General features: G+C 61.7%; 20 protein-coding genes. 5 read left to right on the forward strand and 15 right to left on the reverse strand.

The features are described from left to right. Positions 1–9 precede the first annotated feature (9 nt). From kdpC to REH34_RS03535, 6 genes are all read right to left on the reverse strand, one after another. Positions 10–570 carry a potassium-transporting ATPase subunit KdpC gene (kdpC, locus tag REH34_RS03510; RefSeq protein ID WP_226504852.1) on the reverse strand — a complete coding sequence of 187 codons (561 nt, stop codon included), beginning with the start codon at positions 568–570 and terminating at the stop codon, positions 10–12. 20 nt (positions 571–590) lie between these two features. After that, complete coding sequence (kdpB, locus tag REH34_RS03515; RefSeq protein WP_311970779.1) at positions 591–2,639, reverse strand: potassium-transporting ATPase subunit KdpB; 2,049 nt, start codon at positions 2,637–2,639, stop codon at positions 591–593. Between the two features lie 13 nt (positions 2,640–2,652). Beyond that, positions 2,653–4,347: a potassium-transporting ATPase subunit KdpA gene (gene kdpA, locus REH34_RS03520; protein WP_311970780.1), complete on the reverse strand. Its 1,695-nt coding sequence runs from the start codon at positions 4,345–4,347 to the stop codon at positions 2,653–2,655. Positions 4,348–4,350: 3 nt separating this feature from the next. After that, a complete protein-coding gene (gene kdpF, locus REH34_RS03525) occupies positions 4,351–4,440 on the reverse strand; it encodes a K(+)-transporting ATPase subunit F (RefSeq protein WP_226504855.1) in 90 nt (29 codons plus the stop codon). A gap of 154 nt (positions 4,441–4,594) precedes the next feature. Beyond that, positions 4,595–5,527 carry a magnesium transporter CorA family protein gene (locus tag REH34_RS03530; protein ID WP_311970781.1) on the reverse strand — a complete coding sequence of 311 codons (933 nt, stop codon included), beginning with the start codon at positions 5,525–5,527 and terminating at the stop codon, positions 4,595–4,597. 27 nt (positions 5,528–5,554) lie between these two features. Further along, a complete protein-coding gene (locus REH34_RS03535) occupies positions 5,555–7,141 on the reverse strand; it encodes a RimK family protein (RefSeq protein WP_311970782.1) in 1,587 nt (528 codons plus the stop codon). 94 nt (positions 7,142–7,235) lie between these two features. Here REH34_RS03535 and rimI point away from each other — a divergent pair, with 94 nt between their 5' ends. After that, complete coding sequence (gene rimI / locus REH34_RS03540; RefSeq protein ID WP_311970783.1) at positions 7,236–8,333, forward strand: ribosomal protein S18-alanine N-acetyltransferase; 1,098 nt, start codon at positions 7,236–7,238, stop codon at positions 8,331–8,333. A gap of 392 nt (positions 8,334–8,725) precedes the next feature. On the opposite strand, the gene REH34_RS03545 is transcribed toward rimI, so the two are convergent. Beyond that, positions 8,726–9,973, reverse strand: coding sequence for an AGE family epimerase/isomerase (locus REH34_RS03545; RefSeq protein WP_311970784.1), 1,248 nt, complete (start codon positions 9,971–9,973; stop codon positions 8,726–8,728). Further along, positions 9,966–10,835, reverse strand: coding sequence for an SDR family oxidoreductase (locus REH34_RS03550; protein ID WP_311970785.1), 870 nt, complete (start codon positions 10,833–10,835; stop codon positions 9,966–9,968). The genes REH34_RS03545 and REH34_RS03550 overlap by 8 nt, the downstream gene beginning before the upstream one ends. A gap of 155 nt (positions 10,836–10,990) precedes the next feature. On the opposite strand from REH34_RS03550, the gene REH34_RS03555 reads away from it, so the two are divergent. After that, positions 10,991–12,067: an aldo/keto reductase gene (locus REH34_RS03555; protein WP_311970786.1), complete on the forward strand. Its 1,077-nt coding sequence runs from the start codon at positions 10,991–10,993 to the stop codon at positions 12,065–12,067. Between the two features lie 50 nt (positions 12,068–12,117). Here the strand turns inward: REH34_RS03555 and REH34_RS03560 are convergent, their stop codons facing one another. Genes REH34_RS03560 through REH34_RS03575 form a run of 4 tightly spaced genes read right to left on the reverse strand, consistent with a single transcriptional unit; the run spans position 12,118 to position 17,015 of the window. Continuing rightward, positions 12,118–13,086 (reverse strand): XdhC family protein, encoded by a 969-nt coding sequence (locus REH34_RS03560; RefSeq protein ID WP_311970787.1) that lies wholly within the window; start codon positions 13,084–13,086, stop codon positions 12,118–12,120. A gap of 45 nt (positions 13,087–13,131) precedes the next feature. Beyond that, positions 13,132–14,352 carry a c-type cytochrome gene (locus REH34_RS03565; protein ID WP_311970788.1) on the reverse strand — a complete coding sequence of 407 codons (1,221 nt, stop codon included), beginning with the start codon at positions 14,350–14,352 and terminating at the stop codon, positions 13,132–13,134. Next, positions 14,349–16,553 (reverse strand): molybdopterin cofactor-binding domain-containing protein, encoded by a 2,205-nt coding sequence (locus REH34_RS03570; RefSeq protein ID WP_311970789.1) that lies wholly within the window; start codon positions 16,551–16,553, stop codon positions 14,349–14,351. Before REH34_RS03570 ends, REH34_RS03565 begins: the two co-directional genes overlap by 4 nt. A 9-nt stretch (positions 16,554–16,562) precedes the next feature. Beyond that, positions 16,563–17,015 (reverse strand): (2Fe-2S)-binding protein, encoded by a 453-nt coding sequence (locus REH34_RS03575; protein ID WP_226504866.1) that lies wholly within the window; start codon positions 17,013–17,015, stop codon positions 16,563–16,565. 369 nt (positions 17,016–17,384) lie between these two features. Here REH34_RS03575 and REH34_RS03580 point away from each other — a divergent pair, with 369 nt between their 5' ends. Beyond that, complete coding sequence (locus REH34_RS03580) at positions 17,385–17,969, forward strand: phosphatase PAP2 family protein (RefSeq protein ID WP_311970790.1); 585 nt, start codon at positions 17,385–17,387, stop codon at positions 17,967–17,969. A 138-nt stretch (positions 17,970–18,107) separates the two neighbouring features. Further along, positions 18,108–19,715 (forward strand): sensor domain-containing diguanylate cyclase, encoded by a 1,608-nt coding sequence (locus tag REH34_RS03585; RefSeq protein ID WP_226504868.1) that lies wholly within the window; start codon positions 18,108–18,110, stop codon positions 19,713–19,715. A 68-nt stretch (positions 19,716–19,783) separates the two neighbouring features. Here the strand turns inward: REH34_RS03585 and REH34_RS03590 are convergent, their stop codons facing one another. Further along, entirely contained in the window at positions 19,784–22,330 is a 2,547-nt protein-coding gene (locus REH34_RS03590) for an HWE histidine kinase domain-containing protein (protein WP_311970791.1), read from the reverse strand. 515 nt (positions 22,331–22,845) lie between these two features. After that, positions 22,846–23,274, reverse strand: coding sequence for a cupin domain-containing protein (locus REH34_RS03595; RefSeq protein ID WP_226504871.1), 429 nt, complete (start codon positions 23,272–23,274; stop codon positions 22,846–22,848). A gap of 132 nt (positions 23,275–23,406) precedes the next feature. Here REH34_RS03595 and REH34_RS03600 point away from each other — a divergent pair, with 132 nt between their 5' ends. Then, positions 23,407–24,303 carry a LysR family transcriptional regulator gene (locus REH34_RS03600; RefSeq protein ID WP_311970792.1) on the forward strand — a complete coding sequence of 299 codons (897 nt, stop codon included), beginning with the start codon at positions 23,407–23,409 and terminating at the stop codon, positions 24,301–24,303. Positions 24,304–24,479: 176 nt separating this feature from the next. Here REH34_RS03600 and REH34_RS03605 read toward each other — a convergent pair whose 3' ends face one another. Next, positions 24,480–25,118 (reverse strand): isochorismatase family cysteine hydrolase, encoded by a 639-nt coding sequence (locus REH34_RS03605; protein WP_311970793.1) that lies wholly within the window; start codon positions 25,116–25,118, stop codon positions 24,480–24,482. Positions 25,119–25,150: the final 32 nt, after the last annotated feature.

The following is a 25,150-nucleotide window of genomic DNA, read 5'->3' on the forward strand; positions in this document are numbered from 1 at the left end:
TGCTCGCTATCATCGGGAGGCTGTGGGCATCTGTACCAGTGTGGCATTCAACGCTAGCACGTTGACCACCGGCGGGCCTACCAGCGAAGTCTCGGTATGCGCCGCGATCAGGTCTCGCAGGGACTGCTCGGAGACTTGACGGGCCGCCGCTACCCTTGCCACTTGATACGCCGCGGCAGCGGGCGATAGATGAGGATCGAGGCCGCTGCCCGAGGTCGTCAACAGGGCCAGGGGCACCGGCCCCTGCCCGTCCACATACAGTTTGGCGGCATCGTCCTTGACGCGCGTCGCCAGCGCCGGATTGCTCGGTGCCAGGTTGCTGGCACCGCTGGCGACGGTGGCGAAGGCCCCCGCCGAGGGGCGCGGATGGAACCACTCGTCGCCGCTGAAATCCTGGGCGATCAAGGACGAGCCGCGTACTTTGCCAGCGCCGTCGCGTACCAGGCTGCCGTTGGCCTGATCGGCGAAGGCCACCTGAGCGATACCCGTGACGACCAGGGGATAGGCCACGCCAGTGATCAGGGTCATCAGGACGACCAGGCTAACCGCCGGACGAATTAAATTGCTCATGTTCGAAGCTCCAGTCAGGTTCATACCAAGTGCAACGCGGTCAGCAGTACGTCGATGGCCTTGATGCCGACAAAGGGCACGATCAGGCCGCCGACGCCGTAGATCAGCAGGTTGCGGCGCAACAGGTGGGCCGCGCTGGCGGCCTTGACACGTACGCCACGCAGGGCCAGAGGAATCAACACCACGATGATCAAGGCGTTGAACACGATGGCCGAGAGAATCGCGCTCTGCGGGCTGGTCAGGCCCATGACGTTGAGCACGCCCAGCTGCGGATAGATCGCGGCGAACAGCGCCGGCAGGATGGCGAAGTACTTGGCCACGTCGTTCGCGATCGAAAAGGTCGTCAGCGCGCCGCGGGTCACCAGCAGTTCCTTGCCGATACGTACTACGTCCAGCAGCTTGGTGGGGTCGCTGTCGAGGTCGACCATGTTGGCCGCTTCACGTGCCGCCTGGGTACCGTCGTTCATGGCCATGCCGACGTCGGCCTGGGCCAGCGCCGGCGCGTCGTTGGCGCCGTCGCCACACATGGCCACCAAGCGCCCGTCTTCCTGCTCCTGGCGGATGCGGGCGAGTTTCTTCTCCGGTGTGGCTTCGGCGATCACATCGTCGACGCCGGCTTCAGCGGCGATCGCTGCGGCGGTCAACGGGTTGTCGCCGGTCACCATCACGGTGCGAATACCCAACTGACGCAGCTCTTCGAAACGCTCACGGATACCGGGCTTGACCACGTCCTTGAGGTGGATGGCACCCAGCAGGCGCTTGTCACGGCACACCAGCAGTGGCGTACCGCCGCTTTGCGCGATCTTGTCGATCTCGCGCGCCAATACGGCGGGCAAGTCCAGGCGCTGCATGTCGACGAACTTGAGCAACGAATCCACGGCGCCTTTGCGGTAGACATGAGCGCCATAGTCGACGCCCGACAAGCGGGTTTCGGCACTGAAGGCGACCGGGAGCAGCTGCGAGGTGGCCGGCTCGTTGATCTTGTGCAGCGTGCGCAGGAACTCGACGATCGATTTGCCCTCTGCCGTTTCATCGGCGAGCGATGCCAGCAGCGCGCCCTCGGCCAGTTCCAGTGCCGTTACACCGGGGGCGGCATACAGCGCGCTGCAACGGCGGTTACCGAAGGTGATGGTGCCGGTCTTGTCGAGCAGCAGCACGTGCACGTCACCGGCGGCCTCTACCGCACGGCCGGACTTGGCGATCACGTTCAGGCGCACCAGACGATCCATGCCGGCGATACCGATCGCCGAAAGCAAACCGCCAATGGTGGTGGGGATCAGCGTCACCAGCAAGGCCACCAGGAACACCAGCGGCAGGCTACCGCCAGAGAAGTGCGCAAAGGGTTGCAGGGTGACGACGACCAGCAGGAAGATCAGCGTCAGACCAATCAGCAGTATGTCCAGCGCGACCTCGTTGGGGGTCTTCTGCCGTTTGGCGCCTTCCACCAGAGCGATCATACGATCCAGAGTGGACTCGCCCGGATCAGCGGTGATTCTGACAATCAACCAGTCCGACACCACCTGCGTATTGCCGGTGACCGCAGAGCGATCACCGCCGGACTCACGAATGACCGGTGCGGATTCGCCGGTGATGGCTGCTTCGTTGACCGCGGCAATGCCTTGGATCACTTCGCCATCGCCGGGGATCATCTGCCCGGCCTGAACGCGCACCACGTCACCTTTGCGCAGACTGCCGGCCGGCACCGTTTCGTAGATATCACCGGACGTGCGCCGGCGTGCTTCAAGCCCTTGGCTGCCGGCCTTGAGGCTGTCCGCACGGGCCTTGCCGCGGCCTTCGGCGAGGGCCTCGGCAAAGTTGGCGAACAATACGGTGAACCACAACCAGACGGCGATTTGCACCGCGATGAATGTCGGTACTGTCGGGTCCGGTATCGCACACAGCGCCGTTGTCAGGATCGCTGTCAATTCGACTACGAGCATCACGGGCGAGCGCTTGAGTTCGCGGGGGTTCAGCTTCACGAATGCCTGCACCAGGGCGGGACGCCACAGGGCCGACATCGTCGTCTTGACCGGTTGTTGAACAGCGGGTGTAGCAACAGGAATAGTCATGATCGTCCAGGCCTCAGAAACCCATACTCAGTTGTTCAGCGATCGGCCCCAGGGCCAGCGTCGGCAAGAACGTCAAGCCGCCCACCAGCAGGATGGTCACGGTCAACAGCGCCACGAACAGCGGGCCATGGGTGGGAAAGGTATTGCCGTTGACCGGCGCCGTCTTCTTCATGGCAAGGCTGCCCGCCAAGGCCAGTACCGGCAGGATGTAACCAAAGCGCCCGATCAACATCGCCAGCGACAGCATCAGGTTGTGGAACGGTGTGTTGGCACTGAAGCCACCGAACGCCGAGCCATTGTTGGCGCCTGCCGAGGTGTAGGCGTACAGCAATTGGCTGAAACCATGCGGCCCAGGGTTACTGACCGCCCCGGCAGGACCGGGCAGCGCCGAGGCGATGGCGCCCAGTACCAGCACGGCGACCGGCATCACCAGCAATGTCGCCACCAGCAATTTGACTTCCCGGGCCTGCAGCTTCTTGCCCAGGTATTCGGGAGTGCGACCGATCATCAAGCCGGCCAGGAAGACCGCGATGAGCACGTTCAGCAACATGCCATAGAGCCCCGCACCGACGCCGCCGAACACCACTTCGCCGAGCATCATGTTGACCATGGCCACCATGCCGCTGAGTGGATTGAGGCTGTCATGCATGGCGTTGACCGAGCCGTTGGAGGCCGCCGTAGTGGTCACTGACCACAGCACGCTAGCGGTGGTGCCGAAGCGGCTTTCCTTGCCTTCGAGCGGCGCCGTCTGCTCGACCATCGGCAGATTGAGAGTCGGGTTGGGTTGATACTCGGCGTACAGCGAAACCGCGCCACCGATCAGGAACAACGTCAACATGCAGGCCATGATCGCCCGGCTCTGACGCAGATCCTTCACGTAGTGGCCAAAGGTGAACACCAGCGCGGCCGGAATCAGAATGATCGACACCAGTTCGAACAGGTTGCTCAGGGCCGTGGGGTTCTCGAACGGATGCGCCGAGTTGACGCCGAAGAAGCCGCCACCGTTGGTGCCCAACTGCTTGATGGCGATCTGGCTGGCCGCCGGCCCGAGAGGAATGACCTGGTCGGCGCCCTGCAAGGTCAGGCCACCTACATAATGAGCGAAGGTCTGCGGTACGCCCTGCCATACCAGAAACAGCGCGAGGATCAGGCACAGCGGCAGCAGGCCGTAGAGGGTGGCACGGGTCATGTCGACCCAGAAGTTGCCGATCGAGTTGGCCGAGCGACGACCAATACCGCGGCACAACGCGACGAGCACGGCGATACCGGTGGCCGCGCTGACGAAGTTCTGCACGGTCAAGCCGACCATCTGGCTCAGGTACGACAGCGAAGCCTCACCGCTGTACGACTGCCAGTTGGTATTGGTCATGAAACTGATGGCGGTGTTGAATGCCAGCGTCCATTCCATGCCGGGAAAGTGCTGGTCGTTGAGTGGCAGAGCGCCCTGAAACATCAGCATCAACCATAGCAGCACGAAGCCGGCCAGGTTGAATACCAGCAGCGCCAAGGTGTAGTGCTGCCAGCTTTGGTCAGCCTTGGCGTCGACCCCGGACAACCGATAGCAAGCGCGCTCTATGGGCGACAGTACCGGCGTCAGGAACGTCCGCTGGCCCTCCATCACCCTGTAATAGAAACGCCCCAGAAACGGCGCGGGCACCAGCACCAACAACAAGAACGCGATGATCAAACCATAGTCATAGCTGTGCATGGCTTACCCCTTGTCCGCGAGCAGCAGCGCGACGAGAAGGTAGGCAAACAGCCCTATGGCGAGCATGAGTGAAATCCCATCCAGAACGTTCATTACCAGAATCTCCAAGGTACGGTGTAGGCCGCGTGATGGAGATTTTCCCGGTGATGCCCGTAAAGTCTCTAGATGGCAGTGGCTGCGAATGCATAAAGAATGTGTAATTTTTTGCCGGCAAACGCACATGGCCGCAGCGCTATCGACGGGCTGACTACCGCGCGCACCGCGCCATGCGGGTCAAGAACCAGACCATTGCCGCGCCCATCGCAAGCATCGCCAGCAGCAGCAACGGGTAGGCAACCCACCACGGGATAGCGGCGGTCATCATGCTGAACTCGGACATGCCCCCTACGCTGGCGATCAGGTTCAGTGGCAGGAATACCACCGTGATCAAGGTGAGCTTGCGCAGCATGTCATTCATGGTGTTATTCGCCAGATTACCCCGAGCATCCATCAGGCCCGCGAAGACCGTCGAGTAGATCTCGGCTTGTTTGTAGCACTGGGTGTTTTCAATGATGAGGTCGTCGATCAGTGCGATGACCTGGGCGCCGTAGTGATTTTTCTCGGCGTGGTTGCGCAGTCTTGAGAGAACCGTGCCATTGCTGTGGATCGCGTTGACGTAGTAGATCAGGCTTTCGCTGAGATTGAACATCTGCACCAGGTGGTGGTTTTGCATCGAGCTGTTGAAACGCTGCTGCAGCTCCCGCGCGACCATCTTTATCACCTTGAGGTGCCCCAGATAGTGATGCACGTTGCCAAACAGCATATCCAGCAAGACGTCCAGCGGTGTCAGTAAGGGATGGCGCTCGCCCAGCCCGTGCATCTGCGAATCGTCCGGGGCAATCAGTACCAGGCGGTCATCACTTAGCAACAGGCCAAAGGAAGAGACCTCGAACGAGAAGCTGTCACCGCCCGAGTAATTTTGCGGACGTTTCCATATCAGAAAGAGGCTGTCGGGGTGGAACTCGATCCGCGAGACTTCATCGGGATCGAGCGCCGAAGCCAAGCCATGTTCGTCGATGTGAAATCGTTTTTTCAGTTGCTCGCATTCCTCGGAATCAGGATCGATGAACAGCAGCACTTCACCGTTGATGTCGTCGACAGGCTGCAAGCCTCGCGGGGTGAGGCGATAACTATTGATCATGATTTTCCCGGACCTTGCTGACGTTCACTACCAAGTCATACCGCGTCGCTTCAGCTCCAGGCGCCGAACGAACTCCTCCAGCACCACGGTATACAGACCATCCTTCAAATGGGCGTCCTCGATACCGGCGTCAAGGTTGGGATTGTCGTTGACCTCGATGACCACGACATTGTCGCCGGCCTGTTTGAGGTCCACCCCATAAAGCCCATCGCCGATCAAGCCGGCTGTTTTAACCGCAAGATCCACGACCGTCGCGGGCACATCTTCGATGGCCAAGGTTCGGCATTCACCGATGACATCAGCGCCTTTTGCCTTGTGATTGAAAATTTGCCAGTGCCCCTTGGACATGAAGTATTGGCAAGCAAATATAGGCTTGCGGTTCAATACGCCGATTCGCCAGTCATACTCCGTGTAAAGATACTCCTGAGCGAGCAGCAGCACGGAGTGCTCGAACAACTCTGCCGTTGCCTTGAGCAGCGCCTCCTGGTTCTGCACTTTAATTACCCCGCGAGAAAAACAGCCGTCGGGAATCTTCAATACCAGGGGAAAACCCAGTCGCTGTCCTACCTGCTGCACTTCCCGAGGATTATCCTTGTAAAGAATTTCACTGGCCGGCATCGCTAACTGGTGGCTGCGCATCAAGTCGGTGAGGTACACCTTGTTGGTACATCGCAAGATCGAGGTCGGGTCATCCATGACGACCAGCCCTTCACTTTCTGCCTTTTTGGCAAATCGATACGTATGATCATCGACGCTGGTAGTTTCGCGAATCAGCAAAGCGTCATATTCCGCCAAGCGTGAATAATCTTTACGCTCGATCAACTCGATATCAATCCCCATCCCTTGGCCAACACGGATGAAGTTTTCCAGTGCCTTGGCGTTAGATGGCGCCAAGGCTTCGTTGGGGTTATGCAAAATCGCCAGGTCATAGCGCGCCAGGCGTTTGGAGCGAGGCTGACGCCACAGTCGTCGGCTGAAGCCATCCAGCGCGGTAGCGAACTGGCCGGCCTGGTCTTCCCGAAGCTTGTGCAGGGCGCCAGGCTTGATGCCAGCAATCTGCCAGGTAGTAGATTTTCGAAATTCGACCAGCATTATCGGGCATGGAAACGCTTCAAACAGCTGGCGTGCAATATCCTGCAATGGCTCCATGTCGGTGCGGCCGAAATAAAGGCTGAGTGTAAATCCCTCGGTACCCCGATAGGCGTGTTCACCTAGCACTTTCTCGATGTTTTTTTCCATATCGTCAAGCGCCAGACCATATAACGACTTACGCGCCAGTTCGCTAATGCTTTTTACCGAAGGAATAACTTTATGACCACGCGCCTCGGCCAGCAGCGAGCAGTAGTAACCATGACCCAAGTATTTGAAGCTTCTGCACAAGTTAATGACCTGCACGCGTTTGCCAGGCTGTTTATTACAGGGCCGCTCGAGATATTCCTTGGCGGTCACCAAGTCTTCGCTGGGAAAATACTTAGCCCAATCCTCCCTGCGCTCAACGATAATGATCAGCTGACTCTGCCCTTTGCGCTCAGTTTCGATCGCCACTTTTGCCGCACTTGCCGAACTTTCAGTTTTACTCGATACTTCGCGCCAACCAACTTGTGCCGATGTCATTTCTCTTTGACCTGATGAGGAACACGTGCATTACTATTAATCACGAACCTTTGAAAAAGTCTCGTTTCTTTACGAAAGTTTTACGGCGCCCAACATGAACTTTATATTCCGTACCGCTACGTCCCAGGATCTTCCAGCACTGCTCGCGCTGGAAGAACAGTGCTTTACACTTGACCGCATGACACCACGCAGTTTTCAGTGGATGTTGAGCCGCGCCAACGCCAGCCTGATCGTTGCCGAGGCGCAAGGACACTTGATGGGCTATGCCCTGCTGCTGTTCCACCGCGGGACCTCACTGGCCAGGCTTTATTCTATTGCGATATCCCCGCTCGGCCGCGGCCAGGGGCTAGGCATGCGCCTGCTCGAGCAGGCGGAAAATAACGCCCGAGCGCATGACTGCGCCTATGTGCGACTCGAGGTTCGCGCCGATAACGCCGTCGCTATCAGGCTTTACGAGAAGACCGGGTATCGCCCGTTTGCAGTGGTCAGCGACTACTACGAGGACCATAGCGAAGCCCTCCGATTCGAGAAACGCATCATTCAGCGGCCGGAGGGCAAAGTCCGGCAGGTGCCCTATTACCAACAGACCACCGAGTTCACCTGTGGCCCGGCATGCTTGCTGATGGCCATGGCCGCATTGGCACGGGGTCGCCCGCTGGCTCGACGTGAAGAAGTCCAACTTTGGCGCGAAGCCACGACGGTATTCATGACATCGGGCCACGGCGGTTGCAGCCCCCAGGGTCTGGCGTTAGCAGCCTGGCGGCGGGGTTTCAAAGTGCGCTTGCAAGTCAGCATCGACGGTCCTTTGTTCCTCAGCGGCGTGCGCAGCGAGGAAAAAAAAGAAGTCATGCGTCTGGTCCACCAGGAATTTTGCAGCCAATTGCAAGAGAGCGCCGTGCACCAGGTGCGCAGCAGCCAACTCGACATACACGGCCTTCTGGCTGATGGCGGTCAGCCTCTGGTGTTGATCAGCAATTACCGGCTGACGCGCACCAAGGCGCCACACTGGGTGTTGGTGACCGGTTGCGATGAGGACTTCATCTACCTCCATGACCCCGACATCGACCATAGCCGCCATCGTGAGGCAATGGACTGCCAGTACTTGCCGGTGAGCCACGAAGAGTTTCAACGCATGAGCCTGTTCGGCGGCAGCAAACTGCGAGCTTCGGTGACCTTGTTCACGCAGGCGTAGTGGCGAGCAATCTACTGAAGACGCCCCCTACTCCCCTGGGTAATGAACGCCTCGGCACAGCCCGTAGATGTACACAGCCGCTGAATGTTTCACCCAAGAATCGTCGCTTTTGCGCATCGCGCGGGTAAACCCCAGCGGTATGAATTATTGCAGCAAAGCTGCCGCTTGACGGGCCGCTCTGGGACTTCGTTGGCAACAAGAACGACCACTTCGGCATGCTGGGCTATCTGATCATCGGCATTTTCGTGTTCAGTTGGCTGGTGTCGGTCGCGTTTTATCGGCTCAAGGGTTTCGACCGGCTGAAGCTTGGTCGACGGCGCTGGGACTCGGCCTCGATCAAGAGGCCGAATGCACCCCGCACAGTTCACACGACCCGTCTTTGCTGCGGTCGGCTAGGGCGCCAATGCCCCTTGGTGTATCGCCAGGCCGATACACGGACTGAGCGGCAACAGCGGCGTCAACGTCGACTGATAAGCGTGATACAGATCCGCCTTGCCCTGATAGATCTGCTCCTTTGGCCTGTTGTGTTCGTCGAGTTCGTTGTGCCAGGAGCCGCCTGCGCGGTCGATCATATGCAAGTCGAGGTAGTCCCAGAAGGTGCGATACCAGCCCTCATATTCCGGTTCACCGGTACGATCGAGCAACGCGGCGGCAGCAGTGATGGCTTCGGCGTGGGCCCAGTGGACTCGATGGCGCATGTGCGGCTCGTGCGCCCAGCCGATGGTGTAAACCAGCCCCGGGCCGCCGTCCACAGCCCAGCCATAAGTGGTGCCGGCCCTGAACAGCCCCATGGCAGCAGGCAGCAGCCAACTGGGAGCAGGCACCGAGTTGCGCAATAGCGCGGCTTCCAGTTTGAGCAGCAGAAGGGACCATTCCACAAAATGGCCAGGCGTCATGCCAAATGGACGCAGATCATGATCGGGCTTGTCGTGGTTGTAATCGCTGAGGATGTTCCACTGACGATCAAAGTGCTCCACCACACAAAAGTCATGCTTGGAAGCTATGGCATGAATGAACCGCTCGCAAATCCTCAATGCACGGCTGCGCCAAACTGGCATGCCGGTCGCATCCGCGATCGCCATAAAGGCCTCGACGCTGTGCATATTGGCGTTGGCGCCGCGGTAGTCCTCTTCTTGCGACCAATCCAGCGAGAAGCTGTCGCGCATCACGCCTTCGTCCTCCGACCAGAAGCGCGCTTCGATGACCTGAGTGATATCGGCAAGCAGCTGCCGAGCACCCGGACGTTCGGCGATGCTCGCCGTCGCCGCCGCCAACCCCACGAACGCGTGGGCATAGGCCATCTTGCGGCCCGAGCCATCGTCCCAGCCGCCGTGCCGAGGGTCCTTGAGCGAGCCGGCCAAGGCCTGCACACCGTGGTCTGCCAGCGGGGTCGAACCGGGCAGGCCTTGCATGGCGGCCAAGGCGTAAGCATGAGTCATGCGTGCGGTGATGATCACCTGCGCCTGAGCGTCATGTGGCAGCTCACCGTCGGTGTCCAACGCGGCGAAACCGCCAGCGACGCGGCTGTGTTTGGAGAAATCGAGCAACCGTTGGCCCTGGTTTTCGAGCCAGCGCCGGTGGCGAGTGCCGGACCGCCAGCGCTCGCCACCGTTTTGGGATACCGCGCCACCGTCAGCCATTGACGATCATCCCACCGTTCACATGCAAGGTCTGGCCGGTCACGTAGGACGCGTCTTCGCTGGCCAGATAGACATAGGCCGCGCCGAGCTCAGCGGGATGGCCCATGCGTCCCATCGGCGTATCGTCACCCATATGCGGGACCTGTTCGGCGGGCCAGCCTTGCGGTTGGATGGGCGTCCAGATCGGCCCCGGCGCGACTTCATTTACCCGTATGCCTTTGTTCGCGACCTGCAGCGCCAAGGCGCGGGTAAAGCCTGCGAGCGCCGCCTTGGTGGCGGTATAGGCGGTGACGACGGGCGCTCCCGCGAAGGCGTTGACGCTGGTGGTCTGGATGATCGAGCTGCCCTTGCCCATATGGCCGAGGGCGGCGCGGGTCAGGTAGAAGGCGCCATGCACATTGACCTCGAAGTGGCGCAGCCAGGATTCGTCGGTGGTATCGGTGAACTCCTCTTCACCACGCATGTGCGCGGCGTTGTTTACCAGTACATCGATGCCGCCAAAGGTCGCCACCACGGTCGCGATCGCTTGATCGCAGACGGCGCGATCAGCGATATCACCGGCAATGGATAACGCTCGCACCCCTTCTGCCTCGATCAGGCGCAGGGTGTCGTTGGCGTCATCCTGTTCGATGGGCAAATGCAGGATGGCGACGTCGGCGCCCTCGCGAGCAAAGTGCAGGGCGGCGGCGCGCCCGATGCCACTGTCGCCACCGGTAATCAGCGTGCGCTTGCCTTTGAGCTTGCCCGATCCCCGGTAGTCGGGGCGGATGTGCACAGCGGCTGGCTGCAGGGCCTTTTCGGAACCGGGGGCACGATCCTGGCTCTGTGCAGGGATGGTCTGGCTATCGGGTGAATACGTCATAGGGCGTCTCCTTGATCAAGTGAATCGCTTCAGCAAGCGCGTATCAAAGTGACTGGACCTGCCGCCTGCCGTTCCATGAAAATTCTTTAATCCGTTAAAACTTCTCACCATACCGCCCCTCAGAAAAGAACGTTCAACGTTATCCGGGAGGCAACATGCAGTATCGACAACTTGGTCATTCAGGGCTGATGGTTTCGCAGATAATCCTCGGCACCGTCCCGTTTGGTGGACGCGCGGAGTTCGCAAAATGTGGCGCCGTCGATGTGAGCACCGCCAAGCGGATGTTCGATATCGCCTTCGACGCCGGCGTCAACATGGTCGACACCGCCGACCTGTATTCCCATGGGCTGGCCGAGGAAGTGGTCGGTCAGGCGCTGGGTGAAAAACGCCAAGATGTGCTACTGGCGTCCAAAGGCCGCAGCCCGGTGGACGACAACCCTAACAACTCCGGCTCGTCGCGCTATCACTTGATCCGCGCCTGCGAGGCGAGCCTCAAGCGTTTGCGCACCGATCACCTGGACCTGTACCAACTGCACAACTGGGACGGCGTCACCCCCATTGAAGAAACCCTCGAGGCGCTCACCCATCTGGTCAACTCGGGCAAGATTCGTTATTTCGGAACCAGCAACTTCACGGCTTGGCAAATGATGAAAACCCTCGGCAAGGCCGAGCTCAACGGCCTGCTCAAACCCATCACTCAGCAGATCTACTACACCCCTGAATCGCGCGAGGCCGAATACGAGCTACTGCCCTTGGCGCTGGATCAATCCGTGGGGACACTGGTGTGGGGGCCAATGGGCGAAGGACTGCTGACCGGATCGACGCGCCGCGGCCACAAGCCACCCGCCAACACCCGCCAGGGCAGCGACTGGCCCGAGCCCTACGTGCATGATCAGGAGCGCGCGCTCGACATCATCGAAACGCTGGCAAGTGTTGGCGAGGAGCACGGTGTTTCGGTCGCGCGGGTATGCCTCGCCTGGCTGAAGGATCGACCCGGCATCACCTCGCTCATCGTCGGCGCAAGGACCGAAGAGCACCTGCGCGACAATCTGGCGGCGGTCGATCTGCAGCTGACTGAAGCGCAGACCAGCCGCATCGAATCCGTGACACGTCGCCAGCCGCTTTATCCGTATTGGCACCGCTTCACTGCCGGGATAGATCGCTTTGATAAAGCCGAGCAGCCCTTCCTGGCAGAGCATCGCAAGACCATCGAGGCGCGCACCGACAAATAGGACACGTTGCGCAGCGGCAGGCGACGGGATAGCCGCGCCCTGCCGCGAATTTACAACGCATCACGCGCTATGCCGTTCGACACCCGCAGGATGTCGGCCATCACCGCCAGGGCGATCTCTGCCGGCGTCTTGCTGCCCAGCCGCAAGCCGATGGGCGCATGAATACGTTGCAAGGTCGCCTCATCGAGCCCGCCAATACGCGCCAGGCGTTCGAAGCGCTTGCTGCTGGTGCGTTGCGAGCCCATCGCGCCGATGTAGAACGCCGGCGTGCGCACCGCCTCGAGCAGCGTGAGGTCGTCGAGGCGCGGATCGTGGGTCAGGGCCACGACCGCGGTGGATGCGTGGCAACCACCGTTGGCGATGTATACCGCCGGCAACACCTCCAGCACCTCGACGCCCGGCAACGAGAACGCGCTGGTGACCTCCTTGCGGGGGTCGCAGACGATCACTTCGTAACCCAGCGACAGCGCGAAGCTGGCACAGAATTGGGCGACCGGCGACAGCCCGGCGAGCAATAGCCGCTGTACCGCGCCAATGCGTATCGCGACCTGCTCGGTATCCACTTCGACCTTGGCCGCCGCCATGCTCCCAGGCGTGATGCTGCGCTGTTCGGTACCCAGCAACACCCGACGGACGATCAATGACGAGCCGGCAAACGCACTTTCGATGGCGTGCAGATGGGCTTCTGATTCGGCGCTCGGCGCCAGATACTCGACGAGCACATCCAGCACGCCACCGCACGGCAATGCCCGCGTGGGTGCCAAGCCACCCTCCCCGTAGCGCACCACCTGGCTGACGGGCGGGAAGAACCCCTCACCCACGCGCTCGAGAAAATCATCTTCGACACAGCCGCCCGACAACGAGCCGCAATGCTCGCCGCTGCCCAGGCACACCAACATCGCACCCGGCCCGCGCGGCGCCGAGCCGAAGGTGGTGATGACGGTGCAGAGCCAGATCGGACGCCCCTCGGCTATCCATGCTCTGGCCTGCTGAATCACTTGAAGATCAAGCTGTTTCATTACCCCAAACCCTCAAGTCAACATCAGGCCCTAGCCTGACCGCACTCAGTGCAGCCCCAGCGCTCGGCTTTTGGCAACGTCTTGCGGTGTGATACGCGCACCCGACTGGCCGAAGCGGCTGAGCAAGTAGGTACTGACCGCAGCCAGCTCCTCGTTGCTGTAGCCCTTGGCGAAATCCGGCATGCGTTGATCACTGCGCACCGCATCATTGTGACCGCCCAGCAGCACCCCGATCAGGTTGGTACCCTCGGGGTCGTTGACGGTTTTGAGTCCTGAGAGTGTCGCGATCGGGCTATTGTTCCCTTGCCCGTCTGCCCGGTGACATGCCGCACAAGCATCGTTGAACACCTTCAAGCCCAGGCCATCCCCCGCCACGGGCGCCGGCTCGCGCACTTCAAGGCTGGGCCGGGGCACACCGGTGGCGCGCGCCGGGGTACTTTTGAGGTACACCGCCATCGCCAGCTGATCTTCAGGGGTGAGGTAGCGCAGGCTGTGCTCGATCACGTCGCTCATCGGCCCACCCGCCATGCCGAAGCCAGGTGCCTGGCCGGTGGCGAAGTACTTGACCAGGGTTTCCTGCGGCCAGGCGCCGATGCCGTACTGGGCATCGGAGCTGATGTTGTAGGCGCGCCAGTTGCCCAGCAGGGTACCGGCCAGCGACTCGCTCTGTTTGACCGCCTGGGCGAAGTTGCGCGGCGAGTGACACTCGCCACAGTGCCCCGGCCCTTCGACCAGGTAGGCACCACGGTTCCACTGGGCGGACTGCTGTGGGTCGGCGACGAAGGGTTTGTTGTCGAGGAACACGGTGTTCCAGAACCACATGCCCCAGCGCTGATTGAAGGGGAACGAAATATCGTTTTCCTTCGGCGCCTGTTTGACCGGCGTCAGGCTGAACAGATAGCCCTTGATGGCCAGAATCTCGTCGCGCGGCATCTTGCTGTAGGAGGTGTACGGGAAAGCCGGGTAGTAGTGCTTGCCGTCCTTGCCCACGCCCCGCTGCACGGCGCTGACGAAATCATCGTCGCTCCACTTGCCGATACCGGTGTCCGGGTCGGCGGTGATGTTGGGCGAGTACAGCGTGCCGAACGGCAGCTTGAACGCCAGGCCACCGGCGAAGGGCTTGCCGCCTGCCGTGGTGTGGCAGGCGACGCAATCGGCGGCGCGGGTCAGGTACTCGCCGTTGCTCATGGGGGTGCTGTCATCGGCCTGGGCGGCGTGCCACAGGCTGGCGCCGAATAGTGCCAGGGCGATCTGGTAGGCCTTCATGCCATCGCTCCTTGTACGGTGAAGTAGCCGGAACGGCTCAAGGGCAAGCGTCGCACCCGCGCGTGCGAGGCGGCGTGCAGGGCGTTGACCAGCGCGGCCGCGATCGGTACCGCGCCGGTTTCGCCGACGCCACCGGGGGTTTCGAGGCTGTTGATCACATGTACCTCCACTGGCGGCGCATCACTCATGCGGATCTGCCGGTATTGATGGAAGTTGTTTTGCATGACCTGGCCTTTTTCGATGAGCACTTCGTTGAACAGCGCCGCCGACAGGCCGAACAAGGTGCCGCCTTCGATCTGCGAGTGCACCGAGGTCGGGTTGGTGACGAAACCGCAGTCGATCACCGATACCAGTCGATTGATGCGCAGGCCACGCTCGCCGTGCATTTGCAGCTCGACCACGGTAGCGATGTAACTGCCGAACACGTTGGCCACCGAGACGCCACGGCCGGTACCGACGAGCAACGGTTGGTCCCAGCCGACTTTCTCGGCCGCCAGTTTGAGCACCGCCTGGGCGCGCGGCTGGGCCTGCAGCAAATCCATACGGTAAGCGACGGGATCGGCATTGGCGTTGTGCGCCAGTTCGTCGATAAAGCTTTCCAGCGCATAGGTCGCCCGCAACGGGCCAACGCCGCGCCACCAGGAAACCGGGATGACCTTGGGCTCTTCGCGTACGTAGCGCACTTGCAAGTGCTTGAGGGCGTAAATCGGCTCGATGGACGTTTCTACCGCATCGGCATCGATGCCGTTGTCCGGCAGTTTGCCGATGAATTGCGCGATCACCGAGGCACCGGCGATCCGATGATCCCAGCCGACCGGTCGCAGAGTGTCGTCGAGCGCGGCATTGAGGCGGTCGACGTAGTGCGGCCGGTAGCGGTCGTGGGTCATGTCCTCTTCACGGCTCCAGATCAGCTTGATCGGGTAGTCCACCTGGCGGGCGATATCGACGGCCTGGAAGATGAAGTCCGACTCCAGCCGCCGACCGAAAGCGCCACCGATGAGCTGGTTGTGAATGATCACCTGCTCGGCCTTTAGGCCGCTGATCTTGGCGGCTCCGGCCTGGGCGAACATCGGCGCCTGGGTGCCGACCCACAGCTCGCAGGCATCGCTGCGCACATGGGCGACGCAGGTCATCGGTTCGAGCGGCGAATGGGACAGGAACGGCTGCTCGTAGACCGCTTCGAATTGGCTCTTGGCGTTGCCCAGCGCCGCAGCGATGTCGCCTTCGTGCTTGGCCACCACGCCGTCGCCGGAGCTGGCCGCCAGCAGTGCTTTGTCCAATTGCAGCGAGTCGCCGGTGGCGTGTTCGCCCAGGTCCCACTCGATGCGCAGGGCCTTGAGGCCCTGCTGGCAGGCCCAGAAGTTGCTGGCCGTGACCGCCACGGCATTGGCCAGTTTGATGACATCGCGCACGCCCGGCACTTGCCGCGCCGCGCCTTCGTCGACGCTGCGCAAGGTGCCGCCGTAGACCGGGCAGGTCAGCGACGAGGCAACCAGCATGCCGGGGATCTGCAGATCGATGGTAAAGCGCGCCTTGCCGTTAACCTTGTCCGGGGTATCGAGGCGCGGTGTCGGCTTGCCGAGCAGCTTGAAATCTTCGATGCGTTTGAGTGCCACTTCGGTTGGCAGCGGCAGCGCAGCGGCCGCGTCGACCAGCGAACCATAGTCGGCGGTCTGCCCGGCAGGGCCGAAGACCACGCCACGTTCGGCATGGCACTGGCTGGGCGCGACGTTCCAGCGAATCGCGGCGGCCTGGATCAGCACTGTCCGCGCGCTGGCACCGGCCTTGCGCAGGGGCTCCCAGGTAAAGCGGGTCGAGGACGAACCACCCGTGGCCTGGAACTGCAGCAGCGAATCGATATACAGCGCGCTGGGCGGTGCTTCCTCGATGCTGACCTGATCCATACCGACTTCCAGCTCTTCGGCGACCATCATCGCGATGCCCGTCTGCACACCTTGACCCATCTCGATCTTGGGTGAAATCACGGTGACGTGGCCATCGTGGCCGACCCGCACAAAGGCGCCAAAACCGCCCCCGGCATCCGCCGCACCACGGCCGGCGGCCACCGCATCGGCGGCCGCGCTGCGGGGCACCAGCGGCGGCAACCAGGCAGAGATCAGCAGGCCGGCGAAAGCGCTCGTGCCACCTTTGAGCACGCCACGACGGGACACACCGTCAGGCGTCTTGTTGACTGTCGACATGGGTAATCCTCAGGCTTTGCTGACGCTTTTGATCGCCGCGCGGATGCGCGTGTAGGTGGCGCATCGGCACATGTTGCCGGACATGCCGTTGACGATCTGCTGATCGTCCGCGTCGGGATGAGTCTGCAGCAAGGCCACCGCAGCCATGATCTGACCCGACTGGCAGTAGCCACATTGCACCACTTCGTGCGCCAGCCAGGCGCTCTGCACGGCCTGGCCGACCGGCGTCTGGTCGATGGCTTCGATGGTGGTGATCTGGTGCCCGACCGCGTTGCTGACCGGCAGCACGCACGAGCGCACCGCCTTGCCATCCAGATGCACCGTGCAGACACCGCACTGCGCGATACCGCAGCCATATTTGGTACCGGTCAAACCCAGCACGTCGCGCAGTACCCAGAGCAGCGGCATGTCCTCGGGGACATCCACGACCTGGTCCTGGCCGTTGATCGATAGTGTCTGCATGTCAGCCTCAAGCATAAATCACGGGGGCTCGTGGGTGGCCGGGAACAGCGCCGCCAGCACGAACAACGGCCAGCCCGTACATGCGGGCTGGCCTTGGAATATTTTGTAATACTTGGGAATAGTGTAACGCTTGCAGACGATATACAACCCGCCAATGCAAGATCGGGGCAATTTGCCGCGCACGGCTGTGCGCGGCGGCAACGAGCGCGGCAGGAAACGGACGCCGGCCGGTTAAATAAAGCTTCATCGTCGCCGGCTGAATATCTGTGCACGCCAAGCCCCGCTTTGACCTGGTTTTGACTTGGTCCCCAGCACACTCGCCACACGGCCCCACGTTAGAGGGCCAGCGTCGTAGTCATCGGGGACAAGATGGAAGCACTCAATCGCTCACTGTATCTAATGTTCAATGCCGGGGATCACCCCTCCTTCGCCGTCCTCTGCCTGGCGAAAGTGCTGGCGCAGCAGGCAATCATCCTGTTACCCCTGCTACTGGTCTTGCTTTGGTTGCGGGGTGCGCGCACAGCCGCTGTGACCGCAGTGCTGTGCGTACTGCTGGCCTTGCTGGGCAATCTGCTCATCGGGCTGTCGTTCATGCATCCGCGGCCATTCATGGTCCCGCTGGGGCATAGCTGGATATCCCACAAGGCTGAAACCTCGTTCCCCAGCGACCACGCGACGATCTTCTTTGCCTTCGGCCTGGCACTGTGTGCTGCCGGCCGGCGTCGGCTGGGGGCGGTGGTCGCGGCACTGGGCGTAGCTGTGGGCTGGTCGCGGGTGTATCTGGGCGTGCACTTTCCGTTCGATATCATCGGTGGGTTGCTGGTCGCCATCGCCAGCACCTGGGCCATGGTCACCTTACTGGCCTGGAGGAATCTGGGCACACGCCTGGTCGACAGACTCGAACAGGCGCATCGAGCCCTTTTGAACATGCCCCTGGGCAGGCAACGAAAGTGAACGACTGTTCGCGGGCAGAGCCCGTTCCCAAGAGCGCAAGGCTGTGCAATGCAGCCTCGCCAGCACTTGGCTGCAACGATGGCGGCGAATTAGACTCTCAGGTGGTATGGCAGCAAATCGCTGCCGAGGAGAATCTGCATGCCAGGACGCAACCCTGCCGAGCCACCTGAAAGGCTCCCCCCGGACCCCCAAGACGCCGATGCGCCTGCGGGCAGCTCCACGGCGATCATTCGGCCGACCGTGTGGTTTATCGCGCTGGTCATCTGCATGTTCGTCGGCATTGAAGGCTGGCGCGCCTGGCGGGACTACCAACAGGCCTTCGCCTCGGCCAACGATTCGGTGACCAACCTGGTACGGGCCACCGCCCAGCATGCTGAGGACGCCATCCGCCAGGTCGATGCCCTTACCGATGCACTGGGTGAGCGTATCGAGGGTGACGGCCTGGCGAATCTGGATGTCGTGCGTATCCACGGGCTGCTGGTTCAGCAAGCCAGGATCATGCCTCAGCTCGACGGCCTGTTCGTGTACGGCCCGAATGGCCAATGGATAGTGACCGACAAAACGGCCACCCCCCCCGGCGTCAACAACGCCGACCGAGACTATTTCATCTATCACCGTACTCACACCGATAGACGCGTGCGCATCGGCGAGGTCATCACCAGCCGCTCCACGGGCGAGCTGATCATCCCTGTCTCGCGGCGCCTGGACAATCCCGACGGCTCGTTTGCAGGGGTACTGCTGGGCACCCTCAAGGTCCGTTATTTCGTCGACTACTACGGCGACTTCAAGATCGATGACAAAGGCACGCTGGTGCTTGCCTTGCGCAGCGGCCGAATATTGGTCAGGCGCCCGTTCGTCAATGGCGTCACCGAGAAAAGCCTGGCCGAGGGCGACGTCTTCAAGCGCTACCTGCCGACCTCCGACACCGGGACGGTGGAAACCAAGGCCATTGTCGATGGTACCGAGCGGCTTTACGGCTACAGGGCCCTGTCCAGTTATCCCCTTGTGGCCGAAGCGGGCCTGTCGCGCGACTCCATCATCGGGCCGTGGCGCCAGGATGTGATCAAGACCAGCATGTATTCACTGGTGTTGATCGCCGGGCTGCTGGTGTTTGGGCTGATTCTGATCAAACAGCTGCGCAAGCGCATCAGCGCGGAAGACGACCTGCGCCGCGCCCACCTGGCGATGCGGGAAATGGCCCTGACGGACAGCCTGACCGGCCTGGGCAACCGGCGCAAACTGGACATGGTCTTGAGCCAGGAAATCAGCCGCGCCAGACGCGAAGGCGCGGCCGTCGCGCTGATCATGCTCGACGTCGATTACTTCAAGCGCTTCAACGACATGTATGGGCATGCGGCGGGTGACGATTGCTTGCGCAGCATCGCCGGCGCCATTGGGCGAACACTCAAAAGGCCCGCTGACCTGGCGGTGCGCTACGGCGGCGAGGAATTCTGCGTGCTGCTGCCTAATACCAGCAGCGAGGGCGCCAACCGGCTGGCCGAAGAAATCCTCGACGCGATCCGCGAATTGAACATCGAACACCGCGACCACCCGCTCGGTTTCGTCACAGTCAGTGCAGGCATTGGCACCTGTTTGCCGACCTCCGACGATGTCACCGCGGGTGGCCTTATCAAGGCCGCCGATGCCTTCATGTACCTGGCAAAGAACAGCGGACGAAACCGCTGGCATTCAGCGATAGGCAACAGCACGCTGGAAGTGTTCGTGCGCCCGCGCAACCGGGGCTGATCCGGCGAGGCTGTGCCCGGCACGCTTGCAGCGCGCCGGCCCAGCCTGCGGCGCCACGTTCGGCAACGTCAGGACGCAGGTCGGATCAACTGTTGCAGGTGCGAGAGGATCGAAGCCGCGTCGTAGGGTTTGCGCACCACCGGAGCGTGCTTCAAGTGACTGGGGATGCTGATGCTGTCGCCGTAGCCGGTGGCGAACAGGAACGGGATGTTGCGCCGTGCCAGTTCTTCGGCCACGGCAATCGAGGTCCCCGTGCCCAGATTGACATCCAGCACCGCGACATCGGGCCTGCGCTGAGCGAGCACCCTGGTGGTCTCGGCCTCGGAGCTGGTGGTGAGCACATCGTCGACGCCCGCACCGGCCAGAATCTGCTCGAGCCCGACCGCGATGACCAACTGGTCCTCGAGGATCATCACGCAGGCATCGGCCAGATCGCTGAAATCCTCGCCCAGTTGAGCGATCTCCACTGCCGAGCTCACGGCCTCCAGCGGTTCAGCCACCGTGAGGTGCCGAGCCGGAATCCTGAAGAACCCCTGCATGCCGTCCGGCAGGTACTCGACCGTGCTGGTCCCGCCCAGGTCGAAGGGGATGCTGCGATCGATCAGCACCGAGCCGAAGCCGCTTCGGCTCGGTGGGCGAACCGTCGGGCCGCCGCTCTCAAGCCAGGCGATGTCACAGGCGCCGCCAGCGTCGATTGTCCACTTGATCGAGAGCTTGCCGCCGGCCCGCGACAACGCGCCGTACTTCGCGGCGTTGGTGGCCAATTCGTGCAGCACCAACGCCATGACCGAATAGGCACGGGCATCGAGCACCACGTTCGGCCCGGTCAGCTCTATGGTGCTGGACGGCGCGCGATAAGGCAGCAGTTCGGCGTCCAGCAACGCCAACAGCCCGCCGCCGCCGTCGCCCCGCACGACTTGATCGTGGGCCAGCGACAGCGCCTGGATGCGCCCCTTCAGGGTGGCCACGTAGCCGTTGAGCGTTTGCCCTTCGGCGGTGGGATGGGCCACCAGCGCACCGATCAGCGCGAGGATATTCTTGACCCGATGGTTGAGCTCTTCATTGAGCATGCGCTGGCGCACGTCTGCCTTCGCACGTTCGCTGGCCAGCAGTTCGCTGTTGTGCAGCGCCACCTCGACGATCGCGGCGCGGATAGCTTCGCCGAACTGGCGGTCCTGCTCGGTCCAGGGCAATGACTGCTGGTGCACCGTCTCCTTCCAGATCGCAAAGCTCTTGCGCGGGGTCAGGCGTTCGCCCAGCGGGCCACTTTCGTAGGTCTTGTGCGGATCGCCGGCCCAGTCGAGGGTCTCGACCACCTCCTTGCGGAACAGCAGCAGGTAATCCCTGGGGTGCTGCGACATCGGAATGACCAGCATGCCCGAGACGTCGACGGCGTAGTCGGCGGCAGGGACATGGACCATCGACAGGCGATTGGACGCCCAGGTCCGGCCCTCTGCTACGCCCTCGGCGAAGCGCAGCAAATCCGGCATCGCCCCCTTGGGCGGTGTCAATTGTTCCGCGCTCCAGCGGCCATCCAGCGCCATGCCGATGCCATCGCATGGGATCAGCGCTTTGAAGTCCGCCAGCCGCGAACGCAAGAATTCTTCGATATCCGTGGCATGGCTGGCGTCGCGCAGCAAGGCGTCGAGCACCTGCCGAGCGTGGGCGGCGTACTCCAGCGCCTGCCGGGCGCGCAGGGTCTCGATGTGCAGCGAGATAAATTCGCCGAACATCTCGGCGGCCACCCTCTGGCCCATGGTCAGCGCCCGTGGTCCGTAGTGGTGGCAGGCGATCAGCCCCCACAGCACGCCGTTGACGATGATCGAGATCGACATCGAGGCGCCCACGCCCATATTGCTCAGGTACTCGCAGTGCACCGGCGAAACGCTGCGCAGGTGAGCGTAGGACAGGTCCAGTGGTTCGCCTGACAAGTCCAGTACGGGCACGATTGGCGTAGTGCCGAGCGAGATGTCCGAGATGACCCGAATAGGGTTGCGCAGATACAGCGCACGCGCCTGCTGGGGGATATCGGAGCCTGGGAAATACTGCCCCAGAAAGCTTTCGAGATCGCCGCGCTTGGACTCGGCAATCACCTTGCCGGCGCCGTCCGGCCCGAGCTGGTAGATCATCACCCGGTCGTAGCCGAGCATGGCCCGGGCGAACCGCGCCGCATCGCGAAACAGCTTGTCGGTATGGTCGATCTCGCGAACCTGGGCGATCACGGTGCGGGCGAGCTCGATCGGCTCGGCGACGCTGGCGCCGCACGGCTCGAATTCGATGACGACGGTGCCTTTGAACAGATGGGCGGCGACGTCGAACGCCTGCCCCGACGCGAGCATTAGCGCGAACGTCAATGCCGGCCGGGACGCCTCCTTGGTGCGTGCCAGTGAATTGCGCAGGATATGAGCGACCTCCTCGCCGAGCAACTCGTCCAGGCGCCGACCATTCACGTCACTCGGCAGGCCCAGCATGTCCGCTGCATTGGCCGAATGGCGCAGGATGATACTCGCCGAGGCGTCGCAAGCGAGCAGGCAACCGTGTGACTGGATACTGCCGGGGATCTGGATCGGCTCGCGATCACAGTTGGTCAGATTGACGTGCGTTTCAGAAGTCATTGGCCCTGCCGACTGACAAAAGACCGGCTGCCTGAATGACCGCCGAGGATATTGGGACCTGCAAAGGCCACATTCTATCCACTCGCGCCGCGGGTTCCTACTCCGCGCCCCACTGAACAGCGCCTTTACTTTATTTTCGATCATTACCGTACAATCAATTTCTCCCAATCTTGCGCATTGATCACACCCAATAGTTTCAACTTTCCATCGCCCCCGGGGTCGCGGCCATGCGGCGTGGCCCCGAATGTTCGATAAACTTTATGTAGTGGAGTGTTCCCGAGCTCCTCACCGGGGACTTGAAGTCGTGTCTGTCTCAACAAATATTTGACACGGCTTTCCCCGACGCCCCATCCCGTTATTTCTATCTTCCGGGCCCATGAACTACCCCTCCAGGTAGTTTGTGCGTGCTCGGCATTCCACATGGCGCTGAACAGTCTCGTGATTGCCGGCATCGTGGTCGCTACCGACCTTTCATCAATTATGATGACCAAAACCCTTGTCCAGTGCCCAAGGCATCACTCGGTAACGAGCGTGCCTGCCTGGTACTGCTCGTCCGTCACTGGCTCCATCCAATCGGTGTTCTTGCCGTCGATGGTCTCGGTCACGGCTAAGTGCGACATTGCCGTGGTCGCCGCCGCGCCATGCCAATGGCGCTTGCCACAAGCGCAGGTCACCAGGTCGCCCGCGCGGATTTCGGTGCGCGGGCCGCCTTCGCATTGCGTCCAACCCACTCCGGTCAGGATAACCAGCACTTGGCCCTGAGGGTGTGCATGCCAGAAAGTCCGCGCGCCGGGCTCGAAGGTCACAATGGCGCCGGTCGCCTGGCCCGGCGCTTCCAGCTGGAAGGCGTTGTCGATACGTACGGAACCGGTAAACCAGTTTTCCGGGCCCTTGATCGAGGGTTTGGTACCGCTGCGGATGATGGTCTGGCCTGGATTGCTCATTGGATGCTCTCTATCGCGTAGGGTTTGGTCACGTGAACCGGACCAATCGAATACCGCTGCAGGCAATTTAGTCCCTTGGAGACTGTGGCACTAGATGGCAAAATCGGCACAGACTAATCCACAGGTGCATCAATGCCCATCCCTGATCTGAACCACCTCGTTGCCTTGCTGACGGTCGCCCGTGCGCGCAGCTTCACCAAGGCCGCCGCACAGCTGGGCGTTTCCCAGTCATCGCTGAGCAGGACAGTCACGGCACTCGAAACCCAACTCGGCATGCATCTGCTTACCCGCACCACCCGCAGCGTTTCCACCACCGAGGCAGGCCAGCGCCTGCTCGACTCGGTTGCGCCCAAGCTTGAAGAAATCGAAGCCGAGTTGCTGGCCGTGGCCGAGTTGCGCGAAAGACCGATCGGCACCGTGCGCATTACCGCCACCGACTATTCCGCGAACCAATATGTATGGCCCAGGCTGCAAGGCTTGCTGCGCGAGCACCCCGAGTTGCGTATCGAACTGATCAATGACTACGGCTTGTCGAACATCGTCGCGGAGCGGTTCGATATCGGGATTCGTCTGGGCGATCAGGTAGAAAAGGACATGATCGCGGTGCGCATCGCGCCGGATGAAACCATGGCGATCGTCGGATCACCGGCTTACCTGCGTGAACGCCCGGCACCGCAATCGCCCCATGATCTGACGGCGCACAACTGCATCAACTTGAGGCTACCGACCAAAGACGCCCTGATGGCGTGGGAACTGAGCAAGGGCAGGCAAAGCATCGAAGTGAAGGTCAGCGGCCAACTGGTGTTCAACAATTCCTATCAGATGCTCGATGCGGCGTTGCAGGGTTTCGGCCTGGCCTACCTGCCCCAACCCCTCGTCGAAGCCCATGTACAGGCAGGGCGACTGAGCTGGGTACTGGAAGACTGGTTTCCGACGTTCACCGGGACTCATGCCTACTACGCGACGCGCCGGCATTCGTCGATGGCCGTGCGGCTGGTGATCGCGGCGTTGCGTGGCACGGGCTATTGACGCGCTTCAGGCGATGGCTACGAAACTTATTGGTCCACGTACCGTTTGCGCCCTGCCAGCACCGCCCCCCCCTGCAGGCACGGCGCTGCCAGCAAGACCATGACCATGGCGGTCGGCAATGCCTGTTCCAGCCCCAGACGGCAGTTCAGCCAAGGTGCCGACATCCATGCCCAAGCTCAGCAACCACGCAAACGCTCAATGATATCCGCCGTAGTCGTCACCTCGCCGAACTCATAAGCGATGGTGGTCAACGAGAGGCGCTGAATTTCGTCCGCACTGATCGCGCCGAAACCCAGGTCGGGATAATCCATGGCGGCGTTGGCATCGCTCAAGGCGATCATCTTGTATTCGCGGTGCACGCCGTCGCGAATGGTGGTTTCGCAACAGACGTTGGTGACGGTGCCGCACACCACCAGGGTGTCGATGTCGCGCGCGCGCAGGATGGTGTCCAGGTCGGTGTTGTGAAAGCCGCTGTAGAAGAGCTTGTCGACAACGATGTCCGCAGGGGCCGGCTTGAGGGCGTCGATCACTTCCACATCCGGATCGCCGCGCGCGAGGATCTCGTCGACATTGGGATACAGATCGCGCATGCGCCCGGTATCGGCACCATCGCCGCGCACGATGTGGCGCAGATAGATGACCGTCAGCCCTTGCTCCCGTGCAGCGGCCAACAGTGCCTGAATCGGCGCGATGATGCGGGCCGTGTTTTTCACGTACAAGGCGCCTGCGGGCTCGCAGAAAACCTTCTGCATATCGACGACGATAACCGCCGTGCGCCGAGGGTTTACCTTCCATTTGACCAGCGGTTTGCTCACGGGGCGGTTCCTTTCTCAATGACCACGACAGC

Source organism: Pseudomonas baltica, from assembly GCF_031880315.1.
In the GTDB taxonomy this organism is placed as follows: Bacteria; Pseudomonadota; Gammaproteobacteria; order Pseudomonadales; family Pseudomonadaceae; genus Aquipseudomonas.